This window comes from Paraburkholderia sp. WC7.3g (assembly GCF_050436345.1).
Taxonomy (GTDB): domain Bacteria; phylum Pseudomonadota; class Gammaproteobacteria; order Burkholderiales; family Burkholderiaceae; genus Paraburkholderia; species Paraburkholderia podalyriae.
Window position 1 is genome coordinate 1676724 of record NZ_JBNDMA010000002.1, and the last position, 13637, is coordinate 1690360.

The window sequence follows — 13637 nt, forward strand, 5'->3', positions numbered from 1 at the left end:
CGCCAGGCGATACGGATGACGGCGCGCGACTGGCGCGCGGGCGAGCTGACCATGTTGCTGCTCGCGCTCGTGCTGGCGGTCGCGGCGTTGTCGAGCGTCGGGTTTCTCGGCGACCGCCTGCATCAGGGGCTCGAGCGCGACGCGCGGCGCATGATCGCCGCCGACTTCATCGTGCGCGCCGATCATCCGGTTGATCCGCAATTCGCCGCCCACGCGCATGCCCTCGGCCTGCGCACCGCCACCACGGCGATCTTCCCGAGCATGATCAATTCGACCGGCGCGCCACCGGCGTCGCGGCTCGCCGCCGTCAAGGCGGTGTCGCCGGGCTATCCGCTGCGCGGCGCGTTGCGCATTGCGCCGGCGCCGGGTGCGGCCGATCATCCGGCGGCCTCGATTCCGGCGCCGGGCACCGTATGGGTCGACCAGGCGTTGCTCGACGCGCTGAAGCTGAAGATCGGCGATGCGGTGAAGGTCGGCAATCGCAGCTTCACGGTCGGCGCGCTGATCACGCGCGAGCTCGACCGCGGCTTTTCGTTCGTCAACTTTTCACCGCGCCTGATGCTGAACGCCGCTGACGTACCGTCGACCGGCCTGATCACCTATGGCAGCCGCGTCACGTACCGGCTGCTGGTGGCCGGTTCCGACGACGCGGTCGCGCGCTTCGCGCAATTCGCGCATGACCGTGTCGACGGCGGCAAGATGCGCGGTGTCGCGCTCGAGTCGCTGCAAGACGGCCAGCCGCAGGTGCGTCAGACGCTCGATCGCGCGGGCCATTTCCTGACGCTCGTGTCGCTGCTGACCGCGCTGCTCGCGGCCGTCGCGATCGCGATGGCCGCGCACCGCTACATGCGCCGGCATCTCGACGGCTGCGCGGCAATGCGCTGTCTTGGCGTGAGCCAGGCCGCGCTGCGCGCGCTGTTCACGCTCGAATTCGTCGGGCTCGGCGTGATCGGCGGCGTGCTCGGCGTGGCGCTCGGGTATCTCGGGCATCTCGCGCTGCTGACCTGGCTCGGCGGCCTGATCGACGTGGTGCTGCCGCAGCCGACGCTGTGGCCCGCGCTCGAGGGCATCGCGGCCGGACTCGTGCTGCTGCTCGGCTTCGCGCTGCCGCCGCTGTTGCCGCTCACGCGCGTGCCGCCGGTGCGCGTGCTGCGCCGTGAATGGGGCGAGGCGGGACGCACCGCATGGGTCGCCTACGCGTTCGGCATCGTGCTGTTCGCGGGGCTGCTGATTCTCGCCGCCGGGGAATTGAAGCTCGGCGGCATCGTCGCGGGCGGTTTCGCGGGCGGGCTGCTGGTGTTCGCCGGCATCGCGCGGCTCGCGTTGTGGGGCGCCGCGCGGCTGGTACGCAGCGAGCGCGTCAATGCGGGCATCGGCTGGCGCTATGCGCTGGCGTCGCTGGAGCGGCGCAGCAGCACCAGCGCGCTGCAGATCACCGCGCTCGGCATCGGCCTGATGTGCCTGCTGCTGATCGCGATGACGCGCAACGACCTCGTGCAGGGCTGGCGCAAATCGACCCCGCCCGATGCGCCCAATGAGTTCATCATCGACATCCAGCCCGATCAGCGCGACGCGGTCACGCAGTATCTGGACGCGCACGGCATCGCCGCCCCGGCGCTGTCGCCGATGGTGCGCGGGCGGCTCGTCGCGATCAACGGCCGCGCGGTCAACCCGGATTCGTTCAAGGGCGAGGACGCGCGGCGACTGGTGGACCGCGAGTTCAACCTGTCCTACACGACGCATTTACCCGACGACAACCGGATCGCCGCGGGTAGCTGGTTCGGCGAGACGACGAAGCCGCAGATATCGATCGAGCAGGGTCTCGCGAAGCTGATCAACGTGAAGCCCGGCGACGTGTTGCGCTTCGACGTGACCGGCCTCACGGTCGAGGCGCCGGTGACGAGCATGCGCAAGCTCGACTGGGGTTCGTTCAAGGTCAACTTCTTCGTACTGATGCCGCCTGCCGCGTTGCAGGACTTCCCGGCGACGTTCATCACGAGCTTCCATTTACCGCCGAACAAACAGTCGACGATCGACGGGCTGATCGGCGCATATCCGAATCTGACCGCGATCGATACCGGCCCGATCCTCGCCCAGGTGCAGCGCGTCTTGCAGCAGGTGATCGGCGCGGTGCAGTTCCTGTTCGCGTTCACGCTCGCGGCCGGCGTGCTGGTGCTGTACGCGGCGCTCGCCGGCACGCGCGACGAGCGTATGCGAGAATCCGCGCTGCTGCGCGCGTTGGGCGCGTCGCATCGTCAGGTGCGTGCGGTGCAGGTGGCCGAATTCGTCGCGGTCGGCGCGCTTGCCGGCCTGATGGCGGCGCTCGGCGCGCAGATCGTCGGCTCGGTGCTGGCCACCCACGTGTTCGAGTTCTATCTGGACTTCGATCCGTGGCTGCTGCCGGCGGGCGTTGCCGCTGGCATCGCGTGTGCGGGTGTCGGCGGGTGGCTGAGCCTGCGCCATGTGTTGGCGCGGCCGGCGCTGCAATCGCTGCGCGACGCGTGAGTTTTTTTCTGGTGTTTCTTTGCTGTTGAGCAGGGTATGAGCGATTTGAACGATGAGGTGTCCTCGGACAAGCCGACGGCCTTCGAACTGGTGGGCGGCGAGGCGCGCGTTCGCGAACTGGTCGACCGGTTTTACGACCTGATGGATCTCGAAGCGGATTTCGCCGGGATTCGCGCGCTGCATCCGGCGTCGCTCGAGGGTTCGCGCGACAAGCTGTTCTGGTTCCTGTGCGGTTGGCTCGGCGGACCCGATCATTACATCAGCCGCTTCGGTCATCCACGTTTGCGCGCGCGGCATCTGCCGTTCGCGATCGCGTCGAGCGAGCGCGATCAGTGGTTGAGGTGCATGGCGTGGGCGATGGCGGATACCGGTTTGCCGGAGCCGCTGCGCGAGCGCCTGCTCGGCTCGTTCTTCGAAACCGCCGACTGGATGCGCAACCGCAATGGCTGACACGCCGCACCACGCCACCTCGGCGCCGTACTCGTTCGAAGCCGACTATGCGGCGCTTGCGCCGCGGGCGCGCGAGGTTCTCGACTGCTGGTTCGGTGCGCCGGGCACGCCGGAACACGGCACAGAGCGCAAGCTCTGGTTCAAACGCGATGACTCCGTCGATACGATGCTGCGCGAACGGTTCGGTAAGCTGATCGATGCGGCAAACGCGGGTGAGCTCGACGCATGGCAGCTCACGCCGTTGGGCGCGTTGGCGCTCGTCATCGTGCTGGACCAGTTTTCGCGCAACTGCCATCGCAATACGCGGCGCGCCTTCGCGACCGACAACAAGGCGCTGCAATCCGCTCAACGGATGGTCACGAGCGGCGCCGATCGACTGTTGCCGGATGCGCAGCACCGCGCGTTCGCGTATCTGCCGTTCGAGCACGATGAAACGCTCGCGAGCCAGCAGGAGTCGCTGCGTCTGTTCAAGCAGCTCGCGCAGGAGCCGGGCGGTGAGGGCTACTATCAGTACGCGCTGCGCCACGCGAAAGTCATCGAGCGGTTTGGCCGCTTTCCGCACCGCAACGTGTTGCTCGGGCGGCAATCGAGCGACGAGGAGATCGCGTTCCTGCACGAGTCCGGTTCGTCGTTCTGAATCAACGCGCACGCGCGGGCCACGCGGCCGGTGCGACGCGTGGCGCGGCTCTAGTGGCTGCCGTGCAGCTTGCCTGCCACCGGCGTGCGCACGAACACGCGCAATAGCTCATCGGAATCGCCCGGCCGCGCGCCGGACCAGAACAGTCGCCATTCGCCGGCCGGCGGCCGCGCGTTGTCGTGGCGGCTTTCCTCGATCAGCCACGTGCAGGCGGTAGTGCGCGGATCTTCGCTCGGCTGATGCTCGATGCCGGTGTAGTAGTAGAGCATCGGCGCTTCGGATTCGCCGAGTCCGGCGCTCGCCATGCAGTCGCCGTCGTTCCATTCGATATTCATCTTCGCGCCGAGGTCCCGGAACACCGAGCGGTAGCTTTTCGCGTAGTCGAGCCACGGCAGCAACAGCGTGCTGACGAGCCCCCAGACGAGCATCGCGCCCGCGCACCAGCTGAGCGCGCCGCGCCATTTGCCCGCGTGCTTGAACGACGGCAGCAGCCACAGCCAGCCGATCGTCAGCAGCAGCGCGCCGACGATCAGCGCGGGCGAGATCGGCAGCACCCAGTCGAGCGGCAGCCAGCGGCCGAGCAGATGCAGCGACGCATGCGTGCTCGCCGGGCTCGTCATGATCGACCAGGCGATCCACACGAGCGCGGCCGCGCTGCCGAACAGCACTCGGCTCGTCATATCCCAGCCGGTATGCAGCCGCGTCGGCAAGCGCTCGACGCCCTGCATCGCAACCAGCGCGAGTGGCGCGATGAACGGCAGGATGTACAGCTCGCGGACCGTCGCCGAGCTTTGCAGCACCGCGAAACCGATGCCCGAGAACAGCACCGGCAACGCGACGCGCGGATCGCGCCAGCGCCGCCACGCACCGCCGGCGAGCGCGGCCAGCGCGAGCGGCACGACCGGAAAGCCGACGCTCAGCACGGTGCGCAGCACGAACAGGCGGCTCTCGTTTTCCGAGCCGAGCTCGGCAACCGAAAAACCGAAGAAGCGCCCGACGTTGTTATCCCATAGCCACACCTTGAAGAGTGCCTCGGAGCGCAGGTAGAAGCAGATCGGCCAGATCAGCGCGAACGGCGCGCAGATGAGCGCGGCGAGGCCGAGCGCGCCCGCGAAGCGGCGGCTGCGACATGCGGGATAGAGCAGCAGTGCCGCGCAGGTGGTCGCGCCGAACACGAGTGGTACGAATAGTCCCTTCGCCAGCAGCGACACGCCGATGCCCGCACCGAACATCGCCGCGCCGCTGAAGATCGCGTGACGCCGCTCGCGTGCATGGAGCGGTTTGGTCAGCCTCGCGGCCTGCGCATGCATCGGAAAATACGACGCGGCGCGCGGGTCGTCACGCAGATGCACGAGAACGAGTTCGAACAGTCCGCAAAAGCCGAGCGCGGCGCCGGCCATCAGCGCGACATCCGTCATCATGTCGTGCACGTGCTTGACGACGGCGAGCGTGCCGCCGAACAGCGCGAGCGTGCCGATCACGCGCAGGTCGAACCAGCGCGACGCATCGACCGCGCGACGCGCGACGCGCGCTGTGTAGTACACCGTCAGGCCCGCGAACAGCGCGCTCGCGAGCCGTGCCGCATCGTGCAGCGGCAGATAGCGGCCGAACATCCACGCGAGGCCGGCGGCGACCCAGTCGTAGAACGGCGGCTTTTCGACGAAGGGCTGGCCGGCATTGGTCGGCACGACGAGGTCGCCGGTATCGAGCATGTGCTGGACGATGCCGAACGTGTAGGTTTCGTCCTGCTTCCACGGCTCGTGGCCGAGAATGCCTGGGATCAGCCACGCGCACAGGATCGCCAGCGCGACGAGCCACAGCAGCGGACGGATCGCCGCGAGCGCGTGCCAACGCTGCAGGCCGCGCGTCGCGCGGTCGGCGGAAACGGCGGAGCCCGATGCCTGGGCGGTGTCGGCACTGTGCATTGCTGCGGCCGACGCCGCGGGATCCGCAACTGCCGGCTGGGTTTGCGCGCCGGTAAGCGGGTGCGCGGTGCTGGCGGACAGCGCGGCCTCATGCGGGCCGCCAGCTGGCGCGGCCGAGGTCGTCGCGCTGGCATCGTGCGCGCGCCAGCGCGCGGGCTGCTTGTCTTGCATGGAATTCTCTGATCAGCGTACGCGGCGGCGTTGGCCTCGTACTTATGTTTTTGCTTGCGTCGCCTGCGGATGCATACGATCTGGTCGATTGTAGCGCGGCATTATTACTGAAGGTTACAGGTGCAGAGAGCCGCGCGTATTCGACGCGCGGCTGTGTCGGCTTCGCCACAGATCGAAGCGGATTCGTAGCGCCAGAGGGAGGGAGAAACGTGCTGAGAAAGGCGAGGCCGTAGCGGACCGCGCTTTGCGTTTGACGCTTGCGGCCGCTCTCGCGCGGGCCTCGCTCAGCGGCCGCCGGCGACGTCGAACAGCGCGCCCGTCACGTATGAGGCGGCGTCGCTGAGCAGCCACACGATGGCCTCGGCGACTTCGTCCGCTCGGCCGGAGCGGCCGAGCGGCGTGGTCGCGCTCAGTTGCGCGGCGCGCTCGGGCTTGCCGCCGCTCGCATGGATCTCGGTGTCGATCAGGCCCGGACGTACCGCGTTCACGCGCACGCCTTGAGGGCCGAGCTCTTTCGCGAGGCCGAGCGTCATCGTGTCGATGGCGCCTTTCGACCCCGCATAGTCGACGTATTCGTTCGGCGAACCGAGCCGCGCCGCCGCCGACGAAACATTGACGATCGCGCCGCCCGCGCCACCGCGCTGGGTCGACAGGCGACGCGCCGCTTCGCGCGCGCACAGATACGCGCCGAGCACGTTGACGTCGAACATGCGTTTCAGACGCGCGAAGTCCATATCGGCGAGCTGACTCGATGGCGCGACGATGCCGGCGTTGTTGACGAGCGCATCGATGCGGCCGAAGGCTTGCTGCAGTGTATCGAACATGCCGGTCACGTCGGCTTCGTTCGCGACATCGCCGGCGATCGGCACCGCTCGGCCGCCCGCGTGTTCGACCTCGGCGACCGTCTGCTGCGCGGCGGCGAGCTCACGCACGTAGTTCACGCCGACGCACCAGCCGCGCGCGCCAAGCAGACGTGCGGTGGCGCGGCCAATGCCCCGGCTGCCGCCGGTGATCAGAACAGCTTTCGTCATCGCAACCTCATGGAGGGAACGCTGTACGCGCGGCTCGCCTCGCTCGGGTTCGACCAAGCGGGATTCAGACCGCGTCGCTTTGCACCGCCGCCCATTTGTCGCGCGCGGGCGGCGCGTAGCGTTGCAGCTTGCCGATCAGCGCGAGCGGATCGGCGTCGATCTGCAGCATGTCGAGATAGGTCTTGCGCAAGAAGCCTTCGTCCACCGTGTGTTGAAGCAGGCGGATCAGCGGCTCGTAGAAGCCGCCGGTGTTGAGAAGTGCAACCGGTTTGCCGTGGTAGCCGAGCTGTGCCCACGTGAAGACCTCGAACAGCTCCTCGAGCGTGCCCGCGCCGCCGGGCATCGCGACGAACGCATTGGACAGCTCGGCCATCATCTTCTTGCGATGATGCATGTCGGGCACCACGTGCAGGTCGGTCAGGCCGTTATGGCCCACTTCCTTGCTGACCAGCAGTTCGGGAATCACGCCGATCGCGCGGCCGCCTTCGGCCATCACGGTATCGGCGATGACGCCCATCAGCCCCACCTTGCCGCCGCCGTAGACGAGCGCGAGATCGGCCTCGACCAGCGCGCGGCCGAAGGCGCGCGCCGCCTGCGCATACAACGGTTTGGCTCCCATCGAGGAGCCGCAATACACACACACCGACTTCATGCTCAACTGTCCTTCGATTCGTTGCGAGGCGCGGCGCCTTCACGGGGGGGCAGGTAGTCGTAGAACTCGCGCTTGGGCAGCTTGCCCGAGACGAGGTCGTCGAAGAGCTGCCGCGAGCGGCCGCGCAGGTAGGGCGCCATCAGCGAGACGATCTGCACGCTCACCTGATGCAACTCCTCGCGGATCGCTTCCTGCTCGTTGTATTTGCGCGGATTCATCACGAACTGATATGACAGCCAGTACGTGCCGATCACGCCGACGTTGGTCGCGATCACCTCCAATTCCTGCGGCGTCGCGACCATTTCGCCGTCGGCGACGAGCTGCTCGCAGAACTGGCTCGCGAAGCGCACCTTGTGGCTGATGATCTGCTTGAAGTGCGTCTCGAGCGTGCGGTTGCGCGCGAGCAGGTCGTTCAGGTCGCGGTACAGGAAGCGGTAGCGCCACGTGAAATCGACCATGTACTGCAGGTACGACCACATTTCGTCGATGGTCGCGCGATGGTCGTCGGGGAAACGCAGACGCTTCTCGATCTCCTGCTCGAACTGGCTGAAGATGCTGTTGATGATGTCGTCTTTGTTGCGGAAGTGGTAGTACAGGTTGCCTGGACTGATTTCCATTTCCTCGGCGATCGTCGTCGTCGTGACGTTCGGCTCGCCGATTTCGTTGAACAGCTTCAACGACAGTTCGAGAATCCGTTCGCGCGTGCGGCGGGGAGGTTTGGCTTCCATGTCGTCCGGCCCTGGTTATGCCGGGCTGGGCGCGCGGCGGCGTGCCGCTGCTGCGTGCTCCACCCGGACGCGGTTGGTATTTTGAGCGCTCCCGAACCCACCGCCATGCGGCGGGCCCCTCGAAAGGGCAGGATGAGGTCCGACGGTGTTGCGTTGCGCCGGCGCTGTCCTGTGAGACCATCGAACGATTATAAACCGAGCGTTCTAATACCCAACCGGCGGTGCGGATTTCCATTCCGTGGGACGTGGCCGGGCGTGCGCTTTAACCCGCATCGAGCCATCAAAGCCACGCACGAATCCAGCCGACGATAAGCGGCCCGACGATCACCCCCCACGTCATCAGACACATGCCGAGTGCGACCATCACGGCCGCGCTGCCGAGGTCCTTCGCGCGGCGCGACAACTCGTGGCGTTCCAGCGAGATCCGGTCGATCGCCGCTTCGACGCTCGAATTGAGCAGCTCGACGATCAGCACCAGCAGCACCGAGCCGAGCAGCAATACGCGCGACACGGGATCGACAGGCACGACGAGGCCGCACGGAATCAGGATCGCGGCCAGCGTGAGTTCCTGACGAAACGCACTTTCCTCACGAATCGCGACGCGAAAGCCGGCCAGCGAGTTTTTCATCGCATGCCACGCGCGCGTGAGGCCGCGGTTGCCTTTGTAGGGGTTGAAGGGCAGCGGGGCGAGGGGGTCGTCGGGGCTGAGCGGTTCGTGAGGGGCGTCGCGGGTCGAGTCGTGAGTCGTGTCGTGCGTAGCGTTGCGTTGCGCGTCCTCTGCGACGTTCGTGTCGCCCTTGATCGGCTTGTTGGCGCCGTTCACCCGGGGCGTGACATCCGTGTGCCCGGTCACACCCGGCTCGCGTACATCGTCGAACGGTTCGATGCTCGTGGTGTCGCGGGCGGACTCGACGGCGCGTAGCGCGCCGTTCGACGCGCCTTCAGCGCTGGATCGACTGCTTCGCATGAATAGCTCCGCGCGCGCCGCGTCACGCGGCGGCGCTTTCCTCGCGATACGTCGCGCCGCGCAGCGGCTTCAAATGCGTGGCGAATTGCGCGGACGCCGCCGCCCAGGAGAAGCGCTCGGCCCACGCGCGCGCCTCCGCTCGATCGATCTTCAGTGCTTCGAGACAGGCTTCGCGCAGATCCTCATGCATCGCACCCGCGCCGCCGTCGCCGAGCACGTCGATCGGGCCGGTGACCGGATAGGCGGCCACCGGCGTGCCGCATGCGAGCGCTTCGAGCAGCACGAGGCCGAACGTGTCGGTGCGGCTCGGAAACACGAAGACGTCGGCGGCCGCGTAGACTTTCGCGAGTTCGGCTTGCGACAGCACGCCCAGATAGTTGACCTGCGGATAGCGCGACTTCAGCTCGGCCAGTGCCGGACCCTCGCCCGCGACCCACTTCGAGCCGGGCAGATCGAGCTGCAAAAATGCCTCGACGTTTTTCTCGACCGCCACGCGTCCGACGTACAGGAAGATCGGCCGAGCGGTGTTGAGCACCTTCGAGTCCATCGGGCGGAAGATCTCGAGATCGACGCCGCGCGTCCACAGCACGACGTTCGTGAAGCCGAACTTCTCGAGGTCCTGCTTGACGACGGGCGTCGGCGCCATCACCGCGAGCGACCGTTTGTGGAACCAGTGCAGAAATTTGTAGGTTGCCGCGAGCGGGATGCGAAAGCGCGCCTGCACGTATTCGGGAAAGCGCGTGTGATACGCGGTCGTGAACGGCAGCTTATGCTCCAGCGCATACGCGCGCGCGGCCATGCCGAGCGGACCTTCGGTCGCGATGTGCAATGCGTCGGGCGCGAAACGGTCGATGCGCTCGCGCACCCGGCGGCGCGGCAACAGCGACAAGCGTATCTCCGGATAAGTGGGGCACGGGATGGTGCGGAATTCGAGCGGTGTCAGCAGATCGACCTGATGGCCGAGCGCGGTGAGTTCGCGCCGCGTGTTCTTCAGCGTGCGCACGACCCCGTTGACCTGCGGCTCCCATGCGTCGGTGACGATCATGATCTTCATCGCGTTGTTCATCGCTGCGGGCCCTGTGGAAGTAGAGAGTGGACGTGCTCAGGCAGTGGCGCGGGCTTTTTGCGTGCCCGCCTGGGGCGCGCGCAGCGCGGTCCAGAAGATCACCTTGAGCTCGCCTTCATAGGTCTCGACGAGCGCCGACAGACTCTCGACCCAATCGCCATCGTTGCAATAGAGCACGCCGTCGATCTCGCGCATCTCGGCCTTGTGGATGTGCCCGCAGACGACGCCGTCGCAGCCGCGGCGACGCGCTTCGTCGGTCATCACGCGTTCGAACGACGAGATGAAGTTGACGGCGTTCTTGACCTGATGCTTCAGGTATTGCGACAGCGACCAGTAAGGAAAGCCGAGCTTGCTGCGGATCCGGTTGAACCAGCGGTTCAGCACCAGAATCATCGTGTACAGCGTGTCGCCCAGATAGGCGAGCCATTTCGCGTGCTGGATCACGCCGTCGAACAGATCGCCGTGCACGATCCACAGCCGCTTGCCGGCCAGCGTCGTGTGAAACGCTTCGCCGCGCACGTGGATGTCGCCGAACGCGAGATCGCAGAACTGGCGCGCGGCTTCGTCGTGATTGCCGGGCACGTAGATGACCTGGGTGCCTTTGCGCGCCTTGCGCAGCACTTTCTGCACGACGTCGTTGTGCGCCTGCGGCCAGTACCAGCCTTTCTTCAACTGCCAGCCGTCGATGATGTCGCCGACCAGGTACAGGTACTCCGATTCGTTATGGCGCAGAAAGTCGAGCAGATAGCCTGCCTGGCAGCCGCTCGAGCCGAGGTGGATATCCGAAAGCCAGATCGTGCGATAACGGTGCGGATCGTCGTGGCTGTCGTCGGGATGGCCGGCGTGGGCATCGAGTGATGGCGTCGCCGGCAGCGGCAGGCCGTGATGGGTAGAACCCGGGGCGGGCCGGAACGCGACGGGGTCGACGCTCGGGTCGGTTTGACGAAACAGGGAAGTCGCGGACGTATTGGGGTCCATGGCTCACGCGTCGAGTGGCGGTGCCCGTATTGGGCCGGGCGCGCGTGACTGCGGCGTGACAGTCATGAGAAGTTCTTATTACGGCGGGCCTGGCGGGCCTGTTTTTTCGTTGTTCTGGCCAACACCGCAAGGAACAAAGCCAAGAGACGCGCGCTCAGCGCATAACGGCAAACTACCCGCGTCCCCGCAAGCCGATCATGTAAAAACCGCCGCTGCGGATCAAACCGCCCACTTGCCGCCCACACCACGAACCAGACACCCGCAACAGCAAGCGTCTGCGGCACGGGCAACCCAAGCATCGGATGCAACGCCAGCGGCGGCAAAAACCACAACCACGCAAACAAATACCGCCCAATCGCCCGCCCGACCGAAACCGGCGCATCATCAGCGCCGACCACCCGTAACCGCCAGGTTTTCATCGGCAGCGTCTGGCCACCATGCGTCCAGAACCAGACGAAGTACACCCCAACCACGATGCCAATCCAGGCGGCGAGCAGATTGTGATGCGCGAGTCCGTTACGCTGCTGCGTCAGCGTGCTGAACAGATAGCCGGCGAGGAACACGACGCCGAACAGAATGACCGCTTCATAGAGCAGTGCCGCCAGCCGTCGCCGGACGGTGGGCGCCGTGCCGCCGGGTGCGGCGGCGGGCAGGTTCGGAGGGGCAAGCGGCTGGGACACGTAACGGGCTCGAAATCGGAATCAGGAGCCGTGGAAGATTGCCGGCGCTTCTGCCGGCGACACTGGCAGCGGCGTTGCCGGCACGAAGCTGCCCGCCGCCGGAATCGCGGGCGACGCTGGCAGCGGGGCCGCGGCCGGTGCCGAGGCGGCTGGCGCCGGGTTCGCCACCGCGGCACCGCTGGCGCCGGAGGCGTGCTCGCGCGCGTTCACGAGCCGGTCGATGCCCTTGATCTCGTTGCGGCCCGACGGCAGCGCGCTGACGACGCTAGGGCGCCGCTTGTGCTCACTGGCGGCGAGCCGCTCCTTCGTTTCTTCGGGCAACTGTTGGTACGCTTTCCACGCGTTCTGGCGCGCTTCGCGCGGCAACTGCTTCGAAACCTGGTAGTTCTCGCGCGCGACACGGCGCTGATCGGGCGTCATGCGTACCCATTCACTCATGCGCTCATGCAGGCGCTTTTGCGCATCCGGCGACATCTTCGCGTATCGGGATGCGATCTTGATCCATTTGCGCTTGCGTTCGTCGCTAAAGGAATCCCATTGCGATGCGAATGGCGCGAGCGCGGCATGGTCGGCGGCGCTCAGACGCGACCACGCGAGCGGGCTATTGCTACCCGGCAGGCCGGGCAATTCAACGGACAGTTGGGGTGGGGGCGCAGGCGCGGCGACGTTGACACCGGGCGACGGATTGGCTGCCGACGACGGGCTCGGGTGAAAGCGCGGATACGTCGCGGCAAACGACACCAGTGCCGCGATCGTGCATCCGAAAACAACGGCCAGGCCGCGCTTGTAACTCACCCGAGGAATCTCCCGCTCAGTGGGCGCGTGAAAGATACGCGTTGAAGCCGTGGTCGAGATAGGCATTGAGCGGCAGGTCGTCGCTTAGCATGGCGGCATCGATATCGGCGAGTTCGGCGGTGCGCTGGTGGTCTTCCCAGTACGCGATGCCGATCAGGCTCACGACCAGCGCGGCGAGCGGCCACGCGAGCGCGAAGCGGCGCAGCGGCCAGCGCCGGCGCGGCTCCAGACCTCCTTGCGGCAGTCCCGCCATCCGGGGTGGCATGCCGGCGAACGCGGGCACGAACGCCGGTGCACTGACGGCTTCGGGCTTCTTGCGAGCCAGCGCGACGCGACGCGCGGCGGCGAGCCGGTCGACGGTGGCAAGAGGGAGGCTGGCGGTGGTTTCGTCGAGCGCGCGACGCAGTTGACGCGCAAACTCGACTTCTGTGTTTTCGAGGGAGCTCATAGCGTAATTCCTTTCGCCTTGAGCGCTTGCGCCAGCGTGTGGGTGGCCCGCGAGCAGTGCGTTTTCACGCTGCCTTCGGAGCAGCCCATTGCAGCGGCAGTCTCGGCGACATCCATATCCTCCCAATAACGCATGAGAAACGCCTCCCGTTGACGTGCCGGTAATTTCTGGATTTCGTCGTCGATCAACTGCAGGACCTGCTCGCGTTCCAACTTCTGTTCGTTGCTCTCCGCGGCGGTTGAACCCGTCTCGGCCGCAAGGGTTTCCAGCGGATCGAATTCGTCGTCGTCGGCATTGCCGAGCGACGAGAACAGACTAACCCATGTGTTGCGTACTTTGGCACGGCGGAAGTAGTCGTGCGTCGCATTCTGCAGAATACGCTGAAACAATAGCGGTAGCTCGGCAGCCGGACGGTCGCCGTATTTCTCGGCGAGCTTGATCATCGCGTCCTGCACGATGTCGAGGGACGCATCGTCGTCCCGCACGGCGTAGACCGTCTGCTTGAATGCGCGCCTTTCGACGCCCGCCAGAAAATCGGCGAGTTCCTTGTCTGATGCCATCCGTGTGGGGGTCGGCGCAGCAAGCGTGCGCGTAATCGGTCGAA

Annotated in this window: 13 protein-coding genes and 1 pseudogene; 3 read left to right on the top strand and 11 right to left on the bottom strand. The window is 66.4% G+C overall.

Annotated features, from left to right (window positions below):
• The first annotated feature begins 15 nt into the window (after positions 1 to 15).
• The 3 genes from OKW43_RS19225 to OKW43_RS19235 are packed head-to-tail and all read left to right on the top strand — an operon-like array spanning position 16 to position 3592.
• A complete protein-coding gene (locus tag OKW43_RS19225; protein ID WP_429451730.1) occupies positions 16 to 2505 on the top strand; it encodes an ABC transporter permease in 2490 nt (829 codons plus the stop codon).
• 36 nt (positions 2506 to 2541) lie between these two features.
• Positions 2542 to 2955: a group II truncated hemoglobin gene (locus tag OKW43_RS19230; protein ID WP_429449119.1), complete on the top strand. Its 414-nt coding sequence runs from the start codon at positions 2542 to 2544 to the stop codon at positions 2953 to 2955.
• Positions 2948 to 3592, top strand: a complete 645-nt coding sequence (locus OKW43_RS19235) for a DUF924 family protein (RefSeq protein WP_187635022.1) — start codon at positions 2948 to 2950, stop codon at positions 3590 to 3592. Before OKW43_RS19230 ends, OKW43_RS19235 begins: the two co-directional genes overlap by 8 nt.
• 50 nt (positions 3593 to 3642) lie before the next feature.
• Here the strand turns inward: OKW43_RS19235 and OKW43_RS19240 are convergent, their stop codons facing one another.
• The 11 genes and pseudogenes from OKW43_RS19240 to OKW43_RS19290 form a co-directional block, all read right to left on the bottom strand.
• Positions 3643 to 5688, bottom strand: coding sequence for an ArnT family glycosyltransferase (locus OKW43_RS19240; protein WP_429449121.1), 2046 nt, complete (start codon positions 5686 to 5688; stop codon positions 3643 to 3645).
• A gap of 284 nt (positions 5689 to 5972) precedes the next feature.
• Complete coding sequence (locus OKW43_RS19245) at positions 5973 to 6719, bottom strand: SDR family oxidoreductase (RefSeq protein WP_429449123.1); 747 nt, start codon at positions 6717 to 6719, stop codon at positions 5973 to 5975.
• A gap of 64 nt (positions 6720 to 6783) precedes the next feature.
• On the bottom strand, positions 6784 to 7371 hold the full coding sequence (locus OKW43_RS19250; RefSeq protein ID WP_429449125.1) for a TIGR00730 family Rossman fold protein: 588 nt from the start codon (positions 7369 to 7371) through the stop codon (positions 6784 to 6786).
• Positions 7372 to 7373: 2 nt separating this feature from the next.
• A complete protein-coding gene (locus OKW43_RS19255; protein ID WP_187635018.1) occupies positions 7374 to 8099 on the bottom strand; it encodes a TetR/AcrR family transcriptional regulator in 726 nt (241 codons plus the stop codon).
• Between the two features lie 280 nt (positions 8100 to 8379).
• On the bottom strand, positions 8380 to 9066 hold the full coding sequence (locus OKW43_RS19260; protein WP_429449128.1) for a diacylglycerol kinase: 687 nt from the start codon (positions 9064 to 9066) through the stop codon (positions 8380 to 8382).
• Positions 9067 to 9088: 22 nt separating this feature from the next.
• A complete protein-coding gene (locus OKW43_RS19265; protein WP_429449130.1) occupies positions 9089 to 10120 on the bottom strand; it encodes a glycosyltransferase family 4 protein in 1032 nt (343 codons plus the stop codon).
• 48 nt (positions 10121 to 10168) lie between these two features.
• The gene (locus OKW43_RS19270) at positions 10169 to 11110 is read right to left on the bottom strand and encodes a UDP-2,3-diacylglucosamine diphosphatase (RefSeq protein WP_187635016.1); all 942 of its coding nucleotides are present in this window, start codon (positions 11108 to 11110) and stop codon (positions 10169 to 10171) included.
• A gap of 170 nt (positions 11111 to 11280) precedes the next feature.
• A pseudogene (locus OKW43_RS19275) lies at positions 11281 to 11790 on the bottom strand (RDD family protein); the annotation flags it as partial.
• A gap of 21 nt (positions 11791 to 11811) precedes the next feature.
• Positions 11812 to 12585 (bottom strand): DUF3106 domain-containing protein, encoded by a 774-nt coding sequence (locus OKW43_RS19280; RefSeq protein ID WP_429449133.1) that lies wholly within the window; start codon positions 12583 to 12585, stop codon positions 11812 to 11814.
• A gap of 16 nt (positions 12586 to 12601) precedes the next feature.
• Positions 12602 to 13033 (bottom strand): DUF3619 family protein, encoded by a 432-nt coding sequence (locus OKW43_RS19285; RefSeq protein WP_429449135.1) that lies wholly within the window; start codon positions 13031 to 13033, stop codon positions 12602 to 12604.
• The gene (locus OKW43_RS19290) at positions 13030 to 13593 is read right to left on the bottom strand and encodes an RNA polymerase sigma factor (protein ID WP_187635148.1); all 564 of its coding nucleotides are present in this window, start codon (positions 13591 to 13593) and stop codon (positions 13030 to 13032) included. Before OKW43_RS19290 ends, OKW43_RS19285 begins: the two co-directional genes overlap by 4 nt.
• Between the last annotated feature and the right edge of the window lie 44 nt (positions 13594 to 13637).